Origin of the sequence: Staphylococcus coagulans (assembly GCF_022557135.1) — a bacterium.
GTDB classification, from domain to species: Bacteria; Bacillota; Bacilli; order Staphylococcales; family Staphylococcaceae; genus Staphylococcus; species Staphylococcus coagulans.
This window is the reverse complement of sequence record NZ_CP092966.1, coordinates 727,280-747,132: the sequence shown is the minus strand read 5'-3', so window position 1 is coordinate 747,132 and position 19,853 is coordinate 727,280. Positions and strand designations below refer to the sequence as shown.

Annotated in this window: 20 protein-coding genes; 7 read left to right on the top strand and 13 right to left on the bottom strand. The window is 37.3% G+C overall.

What is annotated here, in order from left to right:
- The first annotated feature begins 241 nt into the window (after window positions 1–241).
- Window positions 242–1,102 (top strand): GNAT family N-acetyltransferase, encoded by an 861-nt coding sequence (locus tag KM149_RS03265; protein ID WP_214970877.1) that lies wholly within the window; start codon window positions 242–244, stop codon window positions 1,100–1,102.
- Between the two features lie 150 nt (window positions 1,103–1,252).
- On the opposite strand, the gene KM149_RS03260 is transcribed toward KM149_RS03265, so the two are convergent.
- Window positions 1,253–2,161 (bottom strand): AEC family transporter, encoded by a 909-nt coding sequence (locus KM149_RS03260; protein ID WP_214970880.1) that lies wholly within the window; start codon window positions 2,159–2,161, stop codon window positions 1,253–1,255.
- A gap of 118 nt (window positions 2,162–2,279) precedes the next feature.
- On the opposite strand from KM149_RS03260, the gene KM149_RS03255 reads away from it, so the two are divergent.
- Complete coding sequence (locus KM149_RS03255) at window positions 2,280–2,447, top strand: SE1832 family protein (RefSeq protein WP_016426344.1); 168 nt, start codon at window positions 2,280–2,282, stop codon at window positions 2,445–2,447.
- Between the two features lie 45 nt (window positions 2,448–2,492).
- Window positions 2,493–2,810 (top strand): membrane stabilizing protein MspA, encoded by a 318-nt coding sequence (gene mspA / locus KM149_RS03250; protein ID WP_165546081.1) that lies wholly within the window; start codon window positions 2,493–2,495, stop codon window positions 2,808–2,810.
- A 298-nt stretch (window positions 2,811–3,108) separates the two neighbouring features.
- Here mspA and KM149_RS03245 read toward each other — a convergent pair whose 3' ends face one another.
- The 3 genes from KM149_RS03245 to KM149_RS03235 all read right to left on the bottom strand — a co-directional run bounded on the left by KM149_RS03245 (window position 3,109) and on the right by KM149_RS03235 (window position 9,113).
- Complete coding sequence (locus KM149_RS03245; protein WP_214970884.1) at window positions 3,109–4,275, bottom strand: aminotransferase class I/II-fold pyridoxal phosphate-dependent enzyme; 1,167 nt, start codon at window positions 4,273–4,275, stop codon at window positions 3,109–3,111.
- A 227-nt stretch (window positions 4,276–4,502) separates the two neighbouring features.
- Complete coding sequence (locus KM149_RS03240) at window positions 4,503–7,673, bottom strand: efflux RND transporter permease subunit (protein ID WP_214970888.1); 3,171 nt, start codon at window positions 7,671–7,673, stop codon at window positions 4,503–4,505.
- 171 nt (window positions 7,674–7,844) lie between these two features.
- Window positions 7,845–9,113 carry a lipid II:glycine glycyltransferase FemX gene (locus KM149_RS03235; protein WP_214970891.1) on the bottom strand — a complete coding sequence of 423 codons (1,269 nt, stop codon included), beginning with the start codon at window positions 9,111–9,113 and terminating at the stop codon, window positions 7,845–7,847.
- Between the two features lie 233 nt (window positions 9,114–9,346).
- Here KM149_RS03235 and KM149_RS03230 point away from each other — a divergent pair, with 233 nt between their 5' ends.
- Window positions 9,347–9,601, top strand: a complete 255-nt coding sequence (locus tag KM149_RS03230; RefSeq protein ID WP_050330225.1) for a hypothetical protein — start codon at window positions 9,347–9,349, stop codon at window positions 9,599–9,601.
- Here the strand turns inward: KM149_RS03230 and KM149_RS03225 are convergent.
- Complete coding sequence (locus KM149_RS03225) at window positions 9,592–10,359, bottom strand: VOC family protein (RefSeq protein WP_050330223.1); 768 nt, start codon at window positions 10,357–10,359, stop codon at window positions 9,592–9,594. The genes KM149_RS03230 and KM149_RS03225 overlap by 10 nt on opposite strands.
- 279 nt (window positions 10,360–10,638) lie before the next feature.
- Between KM149_RS03225 and KM149_RS03220 the strand changes: the two genes are divergently transcribed.
- Together KM149_RS03220 and KM149_RS03215 are read left to right on the top strand one after the other, a co-directional pair.
- Window positions 10,639–11,091, top strand: a complete 453-nt coding sequence (locus KM149_RS03220; protein ID WP_165546077.1) for a MarR family winged helix-turn-helix transcriptional regulator — start codon at window positions 10,639–10,641, stop codon at window positions 11,089–11,091.
- Between the two features lie 207 nt (window positions 11,092–11,298).
- The gene (locus tag KM149_RS03215; RefSeq protein WP_214970894.1) at window positions 11,299–13,185 is read left to right on the top strand and encodes a DUF8508 domain-containing protein; all 1,887 of its coding nucleotides are present in this window, start codon (window positions 11,299–11,301) and stop codon (window positions 13,183–13,185) included.
- Between the two features lie 107 nt (window positions 13,186–13,292).
- On the opposite strand, the gene moaA is transcribed toward KM149_RS03215, so the two are convergent.
- From moaA to KM149_RS03185, 6 genes are read right to left on the bottom strand one after another with little or no spacing between them, the layout of a single operon-like run.
- Entirely contained in the window at window positions 13,293–14,315 is a 1,023-nt protein-coding gene (gene moaA, locus KM149_RS03210; protein WP_050330217.1) for a GTP 3',8-cyclase MoaA, read from the bottom strand.
- 22 nt (window positions 14,316–14,337) lie between these two features.
- Entirely contained in the window at window positions 14,338–14,949 is a 612-nt protein-coding gene (mobA, locus tag KM149_RS03205) for a molybdenum cofactor guanylyltransferase MobA (protein WP_182361080.1), read from the bottom strand.
- Window positions 14,950–14,958: 9 nt separating this feature from the next.
- Window positions 14,959–15,192: a molybdopterin converting factor subunit 1 gene (moaD, locus tag KM149_RS03200; protein ID WP_050330214.1), complete on the bottom strand. Its 234-nt coding sequence runs from the start codon at window positions 15,190–15,192 to the stop codon at window positions 14,959–14,961.
- A complete protein-coding gene (locus KM149_RS03195) occupies window positions 15,189–15,647 on the bottom strand; it encodes a molybdenum cofactor biosynthesis protein MoaE (protein ID WP_037559482.1) in 459 nt (152 codons plus the stop codon). Before KM149_RS03195 ends, moaD begins: the two co-directional genes overlap by 4 nt.
- 5 nt (window positions 15,648–15,652) lie before the next feature.
- Entirely contained in the window at window positions 15,653–16,129 is a 477-nt protein-coding gene (mobB, locus tag KM149_RS03190; protein WP_060829536.1) for a molybdopterin-guanine dinucleotide biosynthesis protein B, read from the bottom strand.
- On the bottom strand, window positions 16,126–17,385 hold the full coding sequence (locus tag KM149_RS03185) for a molybdopterin molybdotransferase MoeA (RefSeq protein ID WP_241415521.1): 1,260 nt from the start codon (window positions 17,383–17,385) through the stop codon (window positions 16,126–16,128). Before KM149_RS03185 ends, mobB begins: the two co-directional genes overlap by 4 nt.
- A gap of 69 nt (window positions 17,386–17,454) precedes the next feature.
- Between KM149_RS03185 and moaC the strand changes: the two genes are divergently transcribed.
- Window positions 17,455–17,934 carry a cyclic pyranopterin monophosphate synthase MoaC gene (gene moaC / locus KM149_RS03180; protein WP_165546073.1) on the top strand — a complete coding sequence of 160 codons (480 nt, stop codon included), beginning with the start codon at window positions 17,455–17,457 and terminating at the stop codon, window positions 17,932–17,934.
- 181 nt (window positions 17,935–18,115) lie between these two features.
- Here the strand turns inward: moaC and KM149_RS03175 are convergent, their stop codons facing one another.
- Entirely contained in the window at window positions 18,116–18,616 is a 501-nt protein-coding gene (locus KM149_RS03175; RefSeq protein ID WP_165546072.1) for a MogA/MoaB family molybdenum cofactor biosynthesis protein, read from the bottom strand.
- 20 nt (window positions 18,617–18,636) lie between these two features.
- On the bottom strand, window positions 18,637–19,641 hold the full coding sequence (locus KM149_RS03170; protein WP_214970897.1) for a ThiF family adenylyltransferase: 1,005 nt from the start codon (window positions 19,639–19,641) through the stop codon (window positions 18,637–18,639).
- Between the last annotated feature and the right edge of the window lie 212 nt (window positions 19,642–19,853).

Genomic DNA, 19,853 nt, shown 5'->3' with positions numbered 1-19,853 from the left:
TTGTAACACGCCCTATCAAAATTTATAGAAAAGGTTGAGCTCGTTTCAAATGTCTCACATTCATCCTTCATAACTATTAAACCTCGATACTCACGTGTTAAGCACTGAATCACTGAATTCATCACCTACAAACATATCGAAGTCTATTCTTCTTACACGTTTATTTCAGTGGACATACGCCTTTCATTTCAAATCGAAAAAACTTATAATAAGATAAAGTATCATACTAAGGAGGCGCACGATGAAGATTAGTCAAGTCACTCCCAGTCGAGAAATTGCGTCATTTATACAAAATTATGCCACTGAAAAACAATCGTATACAAATAAACTGCCACTTAATCATATTGATGCTTTAGAACATTTTTTAGAAACAGCTGATGGTGAAATCAGTATATTTGTCGTTGAAGAAGCCTCAGACATTAAAATGGTTTTACTGTGCATGAGCTACGCGGAAAACCGTTATAAAGTAATCGGTCCTATTAAACAGAAAGATTATACATCTTCTGGAGAAGTATTTAAGCAGTTATTTGATCAAATGACAGCACAACATACGCAACCTTCTACCTATTATTTTGCATTTTCAGTTCATCATGAATTAATCAAAGACTACATGAAAAACATTGGCGCATCTTATACGTTTACAGATTATCATTTAGAAACGAGTCAAGATTTGGGCGAAACCGACAACTTACGTCACATTGTTCCATATGCTAAAGCGTATCATCGCTATTTCCAAAAATTACATGAAGATACGTTTACACATCATGCGATGACAGCAAAAGAAATTATCGCATCACTAGATGATCAACATGAACTCGTCCTTTATATGGCAGAGGGCCTTTTAAAAGGTTACTTATATTTAATCTATGACGAAGAACAACACCATGCTGAAATTAAATATTTTTCTAGTCATTCAGACTATCGTTTAAAAGGCATCGCTTTTGATTTAATCCAACATGCAATACATCGTGCTTTATCTCGTCCTCAAATAGACCGTGTGTATTTTAAAATACGCAGTAAAAATCATCGCTTAGTTACTCGTTTTCATGAACTCGGCTTTAATATTACTTCAGAATATCAAAAGTTCAAGATATATCAATAAAAGTGTAAATAGCCCATCTTACACGATTCGATCGACTTGCAAGCATTTATAAAAGAAGCGTAGGCAACTTGACTTGCCAACGCTTCTTTTATATACCTATTCAATCTCGCGTTTTTAATTAATGTTCGAGCTTAACTTATCCTTCCCCAATCAGACAAACAGATATTGATAGACGTACAAAATAACAATACTTATTACAATGGTTACATTACTGGCCATAGCAATGACGGGTAACGTTTTATATTTAAATTGAACCGCATACGAAAGTGCTGCAACACCTACAGGCAATAACCAAGTCAATTGTAATGTCGTTTTAACCATCTCATCTTGGACAGGTAGAAAATAATACACAAGCGTACCAAACAAAATACCGAAACCATAATGTATGACGAGATATTTTAGAGTCAATGGTAAAAATTGACGTTCGATTTTAAAGTCCATTAAAACACCTAATAAAATCATTGACAATGGTAAATTTGCGTATCCTAAAATCTCGAAAAAGTGAATTGCAAAACTCGGTAAGTGTAATTGCAAAAGATTAAGCGTCAACATCAAGATATACGTCATTAATGGGACTGACTTGAGCATATTGAGTCCGACTTGTTTAGGATTAAATCCGCCACCCACTTGCTTAAAATAACTCGCTGCAAAATAAGTCAAACCAAACATGACAATGGCTCCACCAATATCTGCCATACCAAAATAAAGCAAGCCCTTTTCTGGCCAAATTTGCTGAACGAGTGGATAGGCAAAAATACCAATATTTAAAGCCGCCATCATCATTGCTACCGTACCTCTGATTTCGTTATTATATTTAATAAAGAGAATAACGATAAGTATTTTAGTGATGATACCGTATACCAACATCATGATTGGAAGTATGGTGAGTGACGGATTTAAAGTCACATGATTTAAGTTTACAATGACCACTGCGGGAAGTGTCACATTTAAAACAAGTACAGAAAGAACGTGACTCTCATGTCCCTGAATAAACCCGATTCGCTTAAGTACGTAGCCTACAGCAATGAGAAGTAAAATCATTAAGAAATTCTCTGTCATGCTACACCCCCTAGAAAATACCTTTCAAAAATTACTTAATTCTATGTTACTGTAAAACGTTTTAATAAAGCAATGTGAACATGCTATAATAGTAGAGATTCATTCAAGGAGGAAATTTATGGATTTAGAAAATCAGTTACAAGAACTTAAGCTGGATTACATTCGTATACAAGGAGATATAGAGAAACGCGAATCAACTTCACAGCAAGTAGATCCACTCGTTAGACAACTTGAGCACATCGAACATCAAATTGCTGACATTCGCGCTGAACTACAACAGCAGTAATGTCCCACAATGCCTTAATAGGACGATACAGAAAGGATGTACTTCATGTTAGCTTATCTTATCTTACTTCCACTGATGTACTTAATCGTAGGATATATCAGTATCTTTAAATTACAAATCGCGATGCCTAAAATATTACGCGCGATTATGGGAATTTTATTAATTATCGTTGTTGCGACTTCTCTCATTTACTACCCTGCACAAACTTGGTGGTTATTTGTCGTACTCTTACTACTGATTGGTAATGTTGAAATAACAGCCTTCAAACATTCTAAAGGAGACGAAAAAGGGGTTCAAATTTTAAATATGATGACCCTTTTTATACTCGTTATTTATATCATCGTCGCTTTTATTTTTGTATAAATCCATGCATAATTATCATTAGATGATATAACGTCTAACCATCAAACCAATAAGCACAGCACGTCTATGTTGAGATATGACCACATCTCAACCTATTTTAGCTTTTATTACAAGTATTCAGAAAGAGGCTGGGACTTCAATCCCAAAATAAATAGCGCTAAGATGATCTTTAATAGAAAATCGTCTTAGCGCTTCTTTTTATGATAAAACACTTTATTTATTTCAAACTTTTTCGTAAGTTCCGGTTTCTGTAACGCGCCATTCTTTTTATTCGTCAAAAAACGATCAATTTAACCTCTTATTTTGCAGAATCGTTTTGATATAAAGCTTTCAAAGAAACTAATCTTTCTAATGCGGTATTTAATTGCGCTTCGTCGATAGCAAAAGAAATTCGAACGTAGCCCTCCCCTTCTTCACCAAAAGGGTGACCAGGCGCCGCAAGTATTGACTTTTCTTGTAACAAATAGTCTATGAACGCATCGCTAGTAAATCCATTTGGACATTGTAACCAGAGGAAAATGCCCCCTTTGATAGGTTCATGTGGAATCTCTGCTTCATTTAATGTTTTTTCGATTAAATCACGACGATGGCCAAACACACGACTCTGCTCATTTAATACATCATCGCATTCGTTTAATGCCACTGTACAAGCATCTTGTAATGCACCATACATACCGGCTTGTGTATGGGTATGATATTTTTGTAAATTTTCAATCATTTCAGCGTTTCCGACGGCGAATCCAACGCGATAGCCAGACATATTATAGCCTTTAGAAAAAGAAAACACTTCAACAGCACAAGACTTTGCACCTTCAGCCTGTAGAATACTCGGATTGGGTTGGTCAAATCCAAAGGCTTGATACGCAAAATCATGAACAATTTTCGTCTTCGTTTCTTTAAAACGATCAATTGTGTCTTGGAAAAAGGCTTTTGTAGCTACCGAACCTGTTGGATTATTTGGATACGTCAAATAAATAAGGCGTGTATTTGTCGTGTCTACCACATTCCAATCGGGTAAGTAATGACGTGCTCTAGACAGTTTCAATGGTTTAGGCTGTCCTTTTGCTAATAACACACCCGCAAGGTAATCCGTATACCCGGGATCTGGCAATAGCACTTCATCCCCTGGTTCAATAACACATGTCGGCAAGGCCACTAAACCGTTCTTCGTACCATAGAACAGACAAACTTCCTTTTCTGGGTCTAAAGTGACACTAAACTGACGTTGATAAAAATCAACAATAGCTTGCTTAAAGGTCGCTTTACCTTGGAATGCTAAATATTTCTGATTTTCCGGCTTCACAATAGCCTCTTGTAAAGCTTTAATAATCACATCTGGTGTATCAGCATCAGGTATTCCTACTGCTAAATTAATTAAGGGTAAGGGGCCGTGTTCAACCTTCTTTCCCATTGTTTTACCAAAATAACTATCTGGAATCCCACTGAGTATTGTCGTGTACGCCATCCTATCGTCCCCCTTATTGTTATGGCTAATCGAAATTACGCTTAGTTCTTTTTAAACGTCTAAGTAGAGATAACCGAATTGAAATGCTCAATACTTGTAGCGACTTCAATTCGGAATGCTCTTCATCACTCGCCGTCATTTCAGGCTTCAACATGATGACTCTATCCAATGTTTAGAGAATTGATAATGATTCTATATTACAAAAGCTCTTACTGAACGTCAACGACTTATGAACGATGCTGACGTCGCATTAATTTATTTCTAAGAGTGAATAAGATTTCATAAATAACAGGGACCACAACAAGTGTCAATATTGTTGATGATAAAAGTCCACCGATTACTGTGGCAGCAAGTCCTTTTGAAATCAAAATTGAATTGTCTTGACCAAACAATAATGGAATAAGTGCACCAATCGTAGCTATCGCAGTCATCAAAATCGGACGAATCCTTGTGCCCCCCGCTTCAAGTAACGACTCTTTCATCGACATACCTGACTTTTCATTATTAATCACTCTATCAATTAGTACAATTGCATTTGTCACAACAATACCAATTAACATCAATAAACCGATCATACTAGGTACAGAAAGTGTTTCTCCAGTTAAGATAAGCGCAAGGACAACACCAATCACGGTATATGGTAGCGCAAACAAAATTGTAAATGGTGCGAGCCCGCCTTTAAATGTAAGGACAAGCACTAAATAAACAATAATAATGGCAGCAAGCATCGCAAATGCGAGTTGTGAAAATGCTTCTTCGATGTCTTTATTTGTACCACCTACAGAAGTATGCACATCACTTGGTGTTTTAACTTTGTTCACTTGTTTGTTAACCTCTTGTGCAATAGAACCGACATCTTTCCCAGAAATCGTAGCAGAAACGGTACTTGTGTAATCTCCGCCTTCTTTAACGAGTTTATTCGGTGTTGATGATGTTTTTAACGTTGCAACATCACTCAATTTCAAGTTCTCACCTGTTGGGGATGGTAATGGCGTTTGTTCTAATTTATCTTTTGTCCAATTCGTTTGTTTATCACGTTTAACGACAACATTGTACGTATGATTTTTCTCTTTCACTTTTGAAATGGTCATGTCAGGAATATTTTGATTGAGCATCATTGCGAGTTGCGCTGATGTGATACCTGTTTTACCTGCTTTATTCGGATCGACTTGAACTTCATATTGGTCATATGTTTCTGTTAAATCTGATTTGACATTCGTTAAACCAGATACTTTGTCCATTTTCTTTTCGACCGCTTTGACAGTGCCTTCAATTTCTTCTGTAGAAGGACCTGTAACTTGGACTTCTAAAGTATTGGATTTGCCTCCTGTGCCCATATCAAGGTTTTTCCAATCTCCCGGGTGATGATAGGTCTTAATATGATTCAAGACACGGTCAGGCTCCTCTTTAAAATTAGGCGTATGTGTATCATATTTCACCATCATTGCCATACTATTCGTTGAACCTGTTGGATCGATTGGCGACGCGCCTCCAACTGAATATTGTACATGTTGAACATGTTTCTGCTTAGACAAATATTTTTCGACTTGTTCGGCATGATGTAAAACACCTTGCTCCGTTTCACCTGGTTTTGGTGAATATGTCAGTGCCATAAATTTATCTTCCCCAGTAGATATGAAACTTGTTCCTACTTTCATCGTACCTAAGACCACACTTCCCACCAATAACAGTGTGCTTAAAATAATGACAATCCATTTATGATCTAAGCTCCAGCTTAATACCTTTTTATAGTAGCGACTGATGACACCGAGCTCTGACTTCGGTTGACGCTTAATCCCATTCTTAAAGAATACAGATCCCAGTACTGGAACAATCGTAATAGAAACTAATAAGGACGCAAGTAAACTAAATGTGACAGCATAGGCAAACGGTCTAAACATTTGTCCAACAGAGCCTGTAACGAAAGCTAAAGGTGCAAAAACGACAATCGTTACAAGCGTTGAAGACATAATCGGAATAAAGACCTCTTTCGTTGCAGAAATAATTAAATGATCACCAGAAAACGACTCCTCTTTCCTTGTGAGTCTCCGGTAAATATTTTCAATAACAACAATTGAGTCATCAATGACACGACCCACTGCAACAGTTAAAGCACCTAGCGTCAAAATATTTAAAGAGACGTCAGTCAGTTTTAATGCCACTATAGCAATGAGAATTGACAATGGAATCGAAACTACAGATATAGCCGTCATTCTTACATTTCTAAGGAACAGTAAAATAACGATGATAGCCACAATTGCGCCGAGTAATGCTTTTTCAATCATGGTATTTAAAGCGTCTTTAATCGGTTTTGCAGTATCCATAATTTGTACGGATTTTAAATCTTTGTGCTGTTTAATAAAATCCTTCACCGTTTTTTCAACTTCATTTGCGACAGCTACAGTGTTTGCATCTTGTGCTTTAATAATTTGTACATCGACAGCATCTTTACCATTCGTTCTTGAAATTGACTCTCTTTCGTCTGCAAGTTTCACATCTGCGAGTTTTTTTAACGGCACAGATTGAGTTGCGTCCGCTGCATTTGCAGATTGTCCTGACGCAGGCTGTGCTGACGACGATTGTGTTGACTGCAATGCCTGATTCTCTTTTTTATCATCACCTTGCTGTTCAGGACGACTTGATGATTGAGAAGCGATGGCTAAAGGAATCTCCATATTTTTCAGTGCATCGACAGAGGTATATTGACCGTCAATGACAATCGATTTTTCTGTATCACCAAATTGAAATAATCCTAAAGGTGATTTTTTGGTCGCTCCTTCAATATAATCTGAAACTTGTTGTGCATTAAGCCCTGCCTTTTGTAACTTTTGTTCATCAAATTTAACAGTCACTTTACGTTCCGTTTGTCCGTTGACAGTTGCTCGTTGCACGCCATCAATTGTTTGAAGCTTAGGAATTAATTGCGATTCTACTTCTTTCGTGCTCACTTTAACATCGTGATCATGCAAAATAGAGTATGCGACAACAGGAAAAGCATTAACTGTACTTCTTCGGATTTCTGGTTCTTGCACACCATCTGGAAAATCGATTTTCTTCAAAGCTTTTTCGATATCTTGTTCTGCTTTATCAAGATTCGTTTTTTCATCAAAATTTACAGTTACCATTGAAGCATTGGAGAGTGATTCCGTTTTTACACTTGTCACACCTGCCATGCCACGTATTTCTTCGTCAATAGGGTTACTGACTTCTTTCATAACCGTTTCTGGTGTTGCACCTGGCATTGTTGTAGTTAACGTCATTGTTGGAGGTTCAGTATCTGGTAAAAGTTCTAACTTCATTTTAAAACTCGCATAGGCCCCACCCAATACGATGAGTATCACCATTAACATGATTGCAAATTTATTTGACAATGAAAAATCTATCAATTTTTTGACCAAGTTTAACGCGCCCTTTCTCCCGCATTCATTCTTAAGTAGCGTTTATCCATCATTTTTTTAAAAGTTTATTTCGCAATTGTCTTATGTAACGCAAAAATACTGCTCAAACATAAGCAATGATAACCGTACGGCGTATTATCATTGTTAAAGTGAATAGTGTCTTGCTTTAATTTAGTTTTCTTTATTTCGAAGCGCTTTAATCCGGCGAACCAGTTTGATTTTTAAATGTGTGAGTTGTGGTTTAAATTGCTCAACCGCTTTATAAACGATTGGGTTTAACACATAATCAAACTCCCCTATTTTTTCACTTAAGTGTGTACCCCATGCTTTTTTAAATGCCCACAAGCCATAGTGACTTGAATCTTTATCGGGTTGATTGTCTGTACCACCAAAATCATAAGTCGTTGCACCTTTTTCACGTGCATATCGCATCATTCTAAACTGCATATGGTGATTTGGTAAAAAATCACGATAATGATTAGAAGATGCACCATATAAGTAATAAGATTTCTGACCGGCAAACATCAATAGCGCGCCTGAAAGGTATATTCCATCAGGATGCGTACGTTCTAGCGATTCCATGTCTTTAATCAATGCACTATTCTTATCACGCTTTTGTTGTGCATCTTTTAATTTATTACGCACTTTTTTATTGGCTTGATCTTTTTCCGATAGCCCCTGAATCTCTTGTTCTAATTTTTCTTGCTCATCACGCAAGTCTTTTAATACAGGCTTAGGCTCAAGTTTAACTAAGAAAAGTTCTGCGTCACCATCTGGATGTAGCGCATCATAAATCGTTTCAAAATATGAAACATCACGTGTTAAGAAACCATCTCTTTCACCCGTTTCTTTCATTAAATTAGCAAATATTTTTAAATCTTTGCGTCCTTTGCGTTCTACTTTCGTTCCGCGTTTAAGTGCAAGTCTTACTTTTGAACGATTGCGGTTCTCAAAGCTTTGGATAAGCGCATCATCACTTTTATCGATAGGCGTCACCATGGTCATTCGCGGTTGAATATAGTCTTTTGCGAGGCCTTCTTTAAACCCTTTATGCTTAAATCCTAAATCTAATAAATCTTGCACTACAGTCATCCCTTGCTCAACTTCAACATCGGGATCAATTTTAATTGTGTAAGCTTTTTCATCTTTCGCGACTTTGATAGCCTCGACCAGTAAAGTCTTGAGTGCCCGTTGATCTGAATAATCAACGACAAAGCCTCGTGAAGCGTAGCATAGTGTATACGGAAGTTTCGGTATTTTTTTAAATAGTAATTGGGCAACCCCTTTAATTTCACCATTTTCTCCGACTGCAATTCGCTTCGCATACCAACCTGTCAGCTTTTTAGTTTCTCCCCATTTTGTCAATTGTAATAAATCGCCATTCGGATGACTTTTAACAAAGGCGTCATGTGCTTGATCAGTAATATTCATTAATTTCATTTTGACATTAATACTCCTTTAAATTATGGTCTTTATTTATTTTTTAGTATAATCAATCATACGTATCATTGAATTATCAATGAGATAGACATTTCAATTTTAAAATGAGGAAGCCTACTTGTCATCCAAACGGAGCAGATTCAAGTTCAAAATTGTTATGACACACTTTCTCTCATTTAAAAGGGATTGCAAGTAACAAGCAATCATCTAATACAATCACTGGAGGTACTTAAATGCGCAATATCATACTTATTTTTTTATCTATTGTAAACTTAATCATTATAGAAATCACACTTAGCTTTAATACCGGAATAGATTACTTAAGTTTGCGCATTATTTTTGTTGCTTTTTCATTAGTTACGAGTGTCTATATGATTTTACTTTATCGAACATCGAAGCAACTTATTATTGCGCTTATAGCCGTTTTCATCTCGCTTATTCATATATTGCTTATCATACGTATCGTGTTTCAGGCGATTTATTCTTGAGGTGGTACGAATTGATAATTTGCACCCCGTGTCCGAATTGAGACTGGAGAATCAATGGTTTGATCGACAAACTGTACCGTATCGATTGCATCATCTTTACCCTCTACAATTTTAAATTTCACCTTTTTTGCTGGACTATGTAATATTGTATAGCGATCAGCAGTTTCTACCGTTTCCATATCAAACCATTGCTTCCAGTTTTCTACCATTGTTTGGCGTTGATGAGACAAGAACGTAACCATGTCGATTTTAAAGTTAGTTTGAAAGTTTTCTTCCAATTCAGCTTCTCTTTCTTCATCTGTTTTTTGCCACTGGATAAAAAATGGCATCATCATATCAAAATGATGGTTATTGACGTATAAAAGTTGCCATTGAACCGAATGCCCCTTTTTATTTTCACGTGTCATTGTAATAGGACCCACTGTTTCCAATCCACGCGCTTCGAACGCTTTCTTAAGTTTGACAATATCATGCGTTCTAAAGCAGAGCTTTTTAAAACCTTGCTTATAATCACTTTCCATAATGGCCTTCGCAAATGAATATTTACCATTTTGCGTTTTTGATTGTTGCTTCATTTTCCCTTGATTATAAATATCTAACAACTCAATATAGGATAAATCAATCTGAACTAAGCGATTGAATGTTCCTAGCGATTCATGTTGGCCGCCATATTGAATTTCTAAATATTTCCCAGGAAATTCAAAACGCTTTAAACCATGTATATAATGAATGATATGATCCAATTCTATATCTATCATTTACTTACCTCCCACTTCGCAAGCCTTTGCTTCATTTTAACAAATATCATTCATGAAATCTCGATATACACTTAATTTAGCACGATACGTTTGATACCTATTATATTGCTACCCCATTCATCATGCATCCATTTAAAATCTTTGAAACTATGCTTGAACTATCTATGTTAAATCAAATAGATACGATTCATATATAAAGATATCGTAAACGCTCTGCTTTTTCGTCTATTTAGATGACGTGATATAATCAAGCTATTACGCAACAGAAAGGAAATCCTTATGAAACCTTCAGTATTGTTTGATGATTTGATGAAACTTCATCGTCCATATATTAAATATGTCCAACCTTTATTGAATGAATATGATTTACACTCTGCACAATGGCTTGTATTAAAAGATATCGCTGCCCATCCCAACACAACACTCGTCCAAATTTCAAAGCGTCGTTCAATTGAGAAGCCGACGACACGAAAAATATTGAAAGTACTCAATGAAAAGAACTGGTTGACTATCCAAACTGGCGAAGACAAAAGAGAAAAATTGTTAAATCTCTCTTCATCAGGTCGATTATTACACGATACTTTAGCGCAGCGCATTACTGAGCTACAAATGTCACTCTTAAACGAACTTTATTTATCAGATCAAGAAGTTTTAGCAGCAACCAAACTGATTGATCAAATTTACCATATCCTCCTTAAACATTTAGAACACAATGAAGAAAATAAAAAATAATAACTTAAAGTCATACGAGTCACAAAACGAGACTCATATAGACGATATCTCTTCACAAATATAGCAATTTAACGCTTTTAGCATCATCAACTTATTTGTAGTGAGAAATTACCCTACTTCATCTCTATATTTTACTCAATTTTTACATTCTTTATATTCCTCTTTTGATATACTAAATATGAAATATATATTTTAGGAGGCAATCTATTGAAAAAGAAGTTAATTGGTAAAACTGTTGTTTTAAGCTTATTGCTGGCGCCCCCTGTTTTTCACGCGCAAAATACGTTCGCTAATGCACAAGGACAAGCACAATCAACACATTCTATTCAAATTCATGATATTCAAGGTGCAGGACACTTCTCACCTTTGAAAGGACAACATGTTCACAATGTTGAAGGCATCGTTACATACCAATATCAAGTAAAGGGGAATCATTATTTCCATTTACAAACACCTGACAAATATAAAGACAAAGACCCTAATACGTCAGAGGGGATTATAGTTTATGCAGGCCACTCTGCACCGTCCGTCAAGGTAGGTGACCTTGTGCAAGTTTCAGGTATGGTTGATGAGTATGCAATCGAAGGTTATGATACAAAGCAACAAACGGATCTGCCGATCACAGAAATTGATGCACGTACTTCTAAAAATGGAAATATTAAAACATTAAAACATGATCAACCTTTACCAAAACCGATTAAAATAAAAAAAATACCTAAAACCATCGCATCTGATCAACATTTCTCAGTATATAATCCTAAAAAATACGCGATAGATTATTGGGAATCGTTAGAAGGTATGCGTGTGCAAATAGGAAATGTTCGAAGTGTAGGCCCACAATCTCACGGAGAAGTTTTTACTGTTTTAAATCGCAATCGCCAAGAAACTAAAAATGGTGGCGTGTTATTAAAAGAAGACAATCAAAATGGGCAACGTATCGCTTTTAAAATGAATAATAGCAAAAATCGTGCTCATCAATTTAATGTCAATACGGGGGACTACTTCAAAGGGCCTCTCATCGGTTATGTCAATTATAGTTTCCAAAACTATAAAATCAATATTGACTCAAAAGAGATGGAAGTCGCATACCGAAAGGGTAAAGCACAACAACAAGGCACTTACCTTAAACCTTCTGAAAATAAATTGTCTGTTGCATCATACAATCTTGAAAACTTTTCAAATGATGTGAAAACGTCAAGTCAAGATAAAGCTCAAAAATTAGCTAGAGGCATTGTTACCGATATGAAAAAACCTGATATTATCGGTGTTACAGAAGTGCAAGATAACGATGGACCTGGCAAAGGCGGCCCCGAAGCCCAAGCTTCATATGAGCGTCTCATTAAAGCAATAGAAGCGGCTGGTGGTCCAACCTATCGCTACGTGAACATTGATCCTAAAATGAATGTAGATGGTGGTCAACCGGACGCTAATATTCGCGTCGGCTTCCTATACAATCCAGATCGTGTTAAATTTGATGATCAAATCAAACCTGGTGATGCTGATACAGCCGTCGCATATCGAAATAACCAACTAACACATAACCCTGGACGTATTTCACCACAGGATCCAGCCTTCAAAGAGGTTCGAAAATCTTTAGCTGCACAATTTGAATTCAAAGGCCAACAAGTCATTGCCATCGCAAACCATTGGAAATCTAAACGCGGTGATGATGGTTTATTCGGACGTCACCAACCTGTCAACGTTCGCACTGAACCTCAACGTATTGAAATTGCAAAACGTGTAGGTGCATTTGTCGCACAAGTTCAACAACAAAATCCTCAAGCGCATGTGATTTCTGTTGGAGATTATAACGATTTTCAATGGACACCTTCGTTGAAAACATTTGAAAGTTATGGCCTTAAAAATATGGTCAATACAGTGCCTAAGAAAGCAAGATATTCTTACGTATATCAAGGTAATACACAAACATTAGACCATGTTTTAGTGTCTAAACATTTGGCACCCCAAACACGTCTTGATATGATTCATGTTAATAGTGATTTCACTGAAATGTCTGGCCGTGCGAGTGACCATGACCCATTACTTGCGCAAATCGACTTATCAAAATATATTAAGAAGCAACATAAAAAATAATGCTACAACTTTAAAAACCCTTCAAAAGTCACATGAAAGATGAGACCTTGAAGGGTTTTATTTGATTATGAGGCAATCTTGACATCTCAGTCTATCTGCGCTGTCGATTAACCCCCGATATAGTTCATATTTATTTTATTCTTACGGCGACGCGCAACAGTTTGTGCTGTACGTTCATCAGAGTAACGGTCATCACGGACATGCCATAACTGTTTAAGTTGTGCTATGATCTCCTCATCTGTCATCTGGCTTCTTAAAAGTTGTCGCACATCGAATCCATTGACACTGCTAAACAGACAGCCATAAAATTTACCATCGGATGAGAGTCGTGCACGTGTACACGTTGAACAAAATGAGTCAGAAACGCTTGTAATCAAGCCGAATTTGGACTGAGCGCCTACGTATCGATAATACTTTGCAACTTCTCCAAAGTATTTAGGTGGCTCTGCTTCTACCTCAAATTCCTTATGAATCATTTCTAACATTTCATCTTTTGTCACAACTTTACTAAAATCCCATCCGTTATCATTACCTACATCCATAAATTCAATAAAACGTATTGTAACATCTTTATCTTTAAAATAATGGAGCATTGGAATAATTTGATTATCATTAATCCCTTTTTGGATAACGACATTGACTTTAACTTGTAAACCAATAGCGACTGCATAATCAATTTGTTCAAGTATTGTTGAAGCTTTAATACCACGATTGTTAATCGACTGAAATACCGGATCTTCAATAGCATCTAAACTGACATTGATTCTTCTTAATCCAGCATCATACAACTTTTGTCCATGCTTTTTAAGTAACAAGCCATTGGTTGTCACGCCGATATCTTCTATTCCTTCTATCGCATTAATTTGAGCGATTAATCGATGCAAATCACGGCGCAGTAATGGTTCTCCACCGGTGATTCTTACCTTTTTCACACCTAATTGTGCATAAAGTCGTGTAATTCTCGTAATCTCTTCAAAACTCAATAATTGATCTTTAGGTAAAAAGACATAATCATCCCCGAAAATTTCTTTTGGCATACAGTAATCGCATCGAAAATTACATCGATCTGTGACGGAAATGCGCAAATCACGAATGGGTCTTCCCAACTTATCTAATATTTGTTCAGCCATTTTGCGCCCCCCTTTTTTTCCATTACTCTATCATTTCTGCTTCTAAAGTTGCCAAATCATCTTGGTAGTTAATATTTTTAAACCAATAACTTGGGCCGTTAATTGAATCTGCATCCAACCAATCGGTAGAAACTTGTTCATAAACATGCTTCATACTTAAATCATCCGATTGAAGCACTTGTTCAATAACCGGAAATACACGTTTATGATAAAAGGCAATCGTAGGTATTGGTGCCCCTTCATTTGCAAACCCTGCAATATCTAAATGTTCTTCTATAAGATTAGAGACCATAAATTGATAAAGCTGGCTAATCGCTTTTTTAGTAACCATCGGCGTATCCACCGAAATAACGAAGTAAACATCTTCCATTTCATCTTGAACCATCGCACTATAAATACCTGCAAGAGGTCCCTTACCGCGATGATTTGCATCATCAATGACCACTTGTGCTTTTTGCGCTTCGAATTGCATAGCCAAACTTTCATTCGTACTAATAATAATATCACTGAACATATTTGTTTCTTGTAGCGTATCGATTAACTTATGATAAAAGGGTGTGCCTTTAATTTCTGCAAATGCTTTGGGTGAACCAAACCTTTCGGAGTGACCACCTGCTAAGATGATAGCTTTCATGATTTGTTTTTAACCTCCACTGACTGGTGGTATGAGCGCAACCACATCGTTCGGCTGTATCACATCATCCACTTGAGCAAAATCTTCGTTGATTGCCACTTGGAATTTTTTCCCTTGAATGGCAGGATAATTTTGATATAAATGTTGTTTCAAAGCTGTGACCGCAATCGGATGATCAAAGTGGAATGTTTCTTCAGATTGACCTAATAATTCTTTGATTTCGGCAAAGTATAATACTTTCACGACTGCTGTCCTCCCTTTTGAATTGCATCTTCATGGTACCCTTTTTGGTGTCCTTGCCATTCAGCACCATCTTCCCATATTTCTTTTTTCCATATTGGAACCATTTCTTTTATACGTTCTATCGCGTACTCATTCGCTTGGTATGCATCTTTTCGATGCGGCGATGACACACTAATACAAACCGCAATGTCCGAGATTTCTAACGCACCAATACGGTGACCAATTGCAGTTATTGTGCCTGGCCAACGCTCAGCAATCTCATCACCAATTTGCTTCAATTTATTTTCAGCCATCGGAACATAAGCTTCGTATTCAAGATATTGTGTCCGTATGCCTTTGGTCCACTCACGTACATGTCCTGTAAAGACAACAATCGCCCCTTGCTTTTCATTCAAAGTGTACATGCGATATTGTTCAGGATTGAGTGGTTCCGTTGTAACTTCAAACTGTTTCAATCTCTTCATCCTTTATTATTTTGCACCCACGTATCAAGCCATCTTTCAAATTGACCAAATTCATCGACAACTTTATCTCTATGCAGTGCATATTTTACATTACTCAATCTATTTAACTGTTCAAATTCCGCTTGATTACGATATAAAACCACTTTATCATAATCAGCATCCTTATACCCTTCAACTAGAATAATACTGTCATCAATGGTAACACATTCACCGATCAAAGTCTGTAAACTCATTTCATCATAGCGTTGTATTGATTCTATATATTGATGACCTTGAACAATACTTTGATCTGCGCCCGCATTAAAATGTCGCATGTGATCTACATGCTCATGTGGTAGTGTAATCTCTTCATGTGCATGGCCATGATGCTTAATCGTAACGACAGGATAGCCTAATCTTTTAAAATGTTTTACGATTCGAGATACAATTGTTGTTTTACCTACATCTTTATAGCCGACCACTTGTAAAATCATAAAAACAGTTCCTGTTGATAGGCTTCAGATGATGTGAGCACGACACTTACTTGATGCCCCTTCTGGAACCCTCTTGTTCCGCCAGGCAATACCATCATCGCATTACTATGCGCAATAGATACTACGGCACCAGATTTGTTAAAACCTGATGGTGAAACAGTGGCTTCACGCCCTGTCAAAACAACATTAGCACGTACAAATCTTGTAAATGGGTTGGCCTTTTTAAAGTCTTCCATTAATGTAGCACGGATGACTGCTGGATAATAGCGTTGTGCATGCATCATATGATAAATGGCTGGTTTAACGAAAAGCTCAAACCCTGAATAACATGCAGATGGATTGCCCGATAAGCCGAACAAATATTTTTCGTTCGCAACAGCGACAGTTGTTACACTTCCAGGTCTCATTGCAACCTTATTAAACAGGACCTCTGCGTTTAAAGCGCGATAGATGTCAGGTAAATAATCATAATCACCGACCGAGACGCCCCCAGTAGTTATCACGATGTCATGTTTCTGATGCGCTTCTTTGACAACAGCTAAACTGCTGTCAAAATCATCTTCTTGAATCCGATATAACGTGCCTTCAATTCCTTCTTTACGCAACAGTGCATGAATCATAGGTCCATTCGAATTTCTAATCTTTCCAGGCTCTAACGGTGCGTCAATATCGAGCAGCTCACTGCCAGTGGCGATGATAGCGACACTTGGCTTTTGAAAGACAGGAACGTCGACATAACCGAATGTAGCTAATACGGCCACCACACCAGCATTAATGCGGTGACCTTTTGTCAGTACAACATCCCCTTCACGTGTCTCTTCACCCATCATGGAGATATTCTCATTTTTATTGAAAGGTTTACGAATAGTAAAACCTGATTCACTTTCAACAGTTTGTTCTAGCATAACGACCGCATCGGCACCTTGTGGAATTTCTGCACCAGTCATAATACGGACAGCTTCCCCTTTTTGTAATTTTTGAGTTGAGACCGCACCTGCGCCGATATGATCAACCACTTTAAATGCTTTGCGATGGTCATGACTCGCACCTTGTGTATCTTCACTGCGCAATGCAAATCCATCATAGGGCGATTTATCAAAGCGTGGAATTGCATAAGTGGCAACAATATCTTCTGCTAAAATATAGCCTTCACTTTCATATATGTTGACCTTTTTGGCAGACAACAAAATATTTTGTTTCACAACACGTTCAATAGCCTCCATCACTGGAATGGGGTGTCTCTTTTCTATTGGCATTCCGCATACACTCCTAACAAATTAAAAGATTCATGCTATACTAACCTTGCATCATTAAGGAGGAATAGCATGTCTGAATTTACACATCTAAACGAACAAGGTAACGCCAAAATGGTCGATGTTTCTGATAAAAATACGACCCAACGTACTGCCATTGCTCACGCAAGCATCCAAGTAAATGCGACAATTTATGAACAAATCATTCATAATTCTAATAAAAAAGGAAATGTCTTGAATACTGCACAAATTGCAGGAATCATGGCAGCTAAAAACACGTCAAACATTATTCCTATGTGTCATCCACTCGCACTGACTGGTATTGATATTGCTTTTGACTGGGAAATGAAGGACGCTGAATACCGACTTCATATCGACGCCACTGTTTCAACGACTGGAAAAACAGGTGTTGAAATGGAAGCACTGACTGCCGCCTCTGTCGCAGCACTAACGATTTACGACATGTGTAAAGCTGTCGACAAAGGGATGATTATTGGCGAAACTTACTTAATCAAAAAAACAGGCGGAAAATCAGATTTTAGTCGTCACTAGCTCTATTACCAAATGTAGATAATGGTCTTATTCAATCAAGTGGGCCACTCAAGTCATTCCTATTTCTTACTTTATGCGTTGCCCGCTTGATTAAATTGCAATATGTGCACAGTAAATCACTAAACTGTCTGAAAACCACATTTTCTCTTCAAAACACTCTTCTTTTTACTCTCCGTTAATGCTAACGATTCATTTCATGAACGAGATGATTGATTTCAGGTAAGATCAATCGATTCATTCCCAACTTAACTGCGCCTGTCGAACCCGGCAAACTAAAAATTAATGTTTGACCTGCCGTACCGCCTATAGCTCTTGATAATAAAGCCCGTGTACCGACGTCTTCTACAAAGCTTAAATAACGGAAGAGTTCACCAAAGCCTTCGATTTCTTTCGTCAGTAACGGTCGTACCGCTTCGATAGTGACATCCCTAGGTGCAATTCCTGTCCCACCTGTCGTTATAATGACATCGAGCGGCTCTGTTAACCATCGCTTAAGTTGTGATTCAATTGCAGAGCGGTCATCTTTAACAATTTGATAGTGTTCGGGCTGAACCACACAATTCGTTGTTTGTAACAACGTTTGAACGAGTTGCCCCCCTTTATCTGTATCAACAGTTCTTGTATCAGAAACTGTAAGTACAGCACAACGTATTTCACGATTGAGCTTTACATTCGTATGCATTGAATAACCTCCTTTTATGACTAACCAAACAATTTATGTACTAAAACTTGTGCTTGATGTAAATCTTTTAACCCATGTATGAGTAAGCGGCCATCTTGAAAAGCCACAATACGATAAGTTTCAAAGTTGAAGCGAATTAAATAACCATTCGATTGATAAGGGATATGACGTTCTTGTAAAAATATAATGAGCGCTTCATGTGTCAACGAAGGATGTTGATATTGTACAGTATCCCTTCCGCACAATGCCGCAAAGTGTGTCGCATGTGTATTCATATAAGGGTAAGTCGGTGCTGTCCCACATGTTGGACAATCTGAACGATATAGGCGTTGCATGCCAAATCGATAATGTGTCCCCTCCCAAATGTCACCGTATGTGAGTTTTGCTTCTATTGGCGTTTCAGTCAAAATTTTCAAAGCATCAGCTAATTGTAGACTTGTGGTCATCGTCACAGCAGGCTGAATCACCCCCACTGTGTCACACGTCAAATTCATTGATGGAATTTGTGGCACGAGACATTGAAAGCAAGGCGTTTCACCCGGAATAAATGGCGCTTCCACATAAGTACTTTGTACCACACCCCCATAAATCCATGGTGTGTGATATAAATAAGCGGCATCGTTAATCAGTAGACGTGTTTCAAAGTTATCTGTTGCATCCATAATTAAGTCTGCTTCTGGTACAATTCGGTCTAAAAAAGGACTGTCGACATGTTCGATAAACGTTTCGATTTCTACATCACGTCGTATCGCATGCAACATTTGTTGCGCTGCAATCACTTTAGGTACACTTTCATCAGCATCTTGCTCTGTAAACAATGTTTGTCTTTGCAAATTTGAATGTTCAATATAATCTCGGTCGACAATCATTAGTTTTCGGATACCTGCACGCACTAAGCCTTCAGCAACGTGGGTCCCAAGCGCACCCATCCCTACAATCAACACTGTCTTTTGATTTATTTTTTCTTGGCCACTTTCACCGATGCCTTTATATCGTATTTGTCTAGAATAGCGATCCTTTGCCATATTAAAACGCCTTTCCATTGATTCTTTTTATTTATTATACGGCCTCTATTTTATCTACTCAATTGATTAAAACTTAATTCTAATTTTTTCACAATTAGGTAAAACCGTATTATTCTCTCAGTAGATTCCCTACATTTTAATGACACGTTTGAAGCTCAATAATAGCCTCACTCATTACACTATTAAGATGAATAGGTACTTTAAAACTCATA

Bases quoted from the DNA above. Each gene is read 5' to 3' on its own strand.
- moaC (WP_165546073.1), top strand. From the start codon at position 17,455: ATGTCTGAATTTACACATCTAAACGAACAAGGTAACGCCAAAATGGTC.
- moaA (WP_050330217.1), bottom strand. From the start codon at position 14,315: ATGGCTGAACAAATATTAGATAAGTTGGGAAGACCCATTCGTGATTTG.
- KM149_RS03170 (WP_214970897.1), bottom strand. From the start codon at position 19,641: ATGGCAAAGGATCGCTATTCTAGACAAATACGATATAAAGGCATCGGT.
- mobB (WP_060829536.1), bottom strand. From the start codon at position 16,129: ATGATTTTACAAGTGGTCGGCTATAAAGATGTAGGTAAAACAACAATT.
- KM149_RS03255 (WP_016426344.1), top strand. From the start codon at position 2,280: ATGGATTTAGAAAATCAGTTACAAGAACTTAAGCTGGATTACATTCGT.
- KM149_RS03225 (WP_050330223.1), bottom strand. From the start codon at position 10,359: ATGATAGATATAGAATTGGATCATATCATTCATTATATACATGGTTTA.
- KM149_RS03230 (WP_050330225.1), top strand. From the start codon at position 9,347: ATGCGCAATATCATACTTATTTTTTTATCTATTGTAAACTTAATCATT.
- mspA (WP_165546081.1), top strand. From the start codon at position 2,493: ATGTTAGCTTATCTTATCTTACTTCCACTGATGTACTTAATCGTAGGA.
- KM149_RS03245 (WP_214970884.1), bottom strand. From the start codon at position 4,275: ATGGCGTACACGACAATACTCAGTGGGATTCCAGATAGTTATTTTGGT.
- KM149_RS03260 (WP_214970880.1), bottom strand. From the start codon at position 2,161: ATGACAGAGAATTTCTTAATGATTTTACTTCTCATTGCTGTAGGCTAC.
- KM149_RS03220 (WP_165546077.1), top strand. From the start codon at position 10,639: ATGAAACCTTCAGTATTGTTTGATGATTTGATGAAACTTCATCGTCCA.
- mobA (WP_182361080.1), bottom strand. From the start codon at position 14,949: ATGAAAGCTATCATCTTAGCAGGTGGTCACTCCGAAAGGTTTGGTTCA.
- KM149_RS03265 (WP_214970877.1), top strand. From the start codon at position 242: ATGAAGATTAGTCAAGTCACTCCCAGTCGAGAAATTGCGTCATTTATA.
- KM149_RS03235 (WP_214970891.1), bottom strand. From the start codon at position 9,113: ATGAAATTAATGAATATTACTGATCAAGCACATGACGCCTTTGTTAAA.
- KM149_RS03185 (WP_241415521.1), bottom strand. From the start codon at position 17,385: ATGCCAATAGAAAAGAGACACCCCATTCCAGTGATGGAGGCTATTGAA.
- KM149_RS03175 (WP_165546072.1), bottom strand. From the start codon at position 18,616: ATGCATACGAATGTAAAGCTCAATCGTGAAATACGTTGTGCTGTACTT.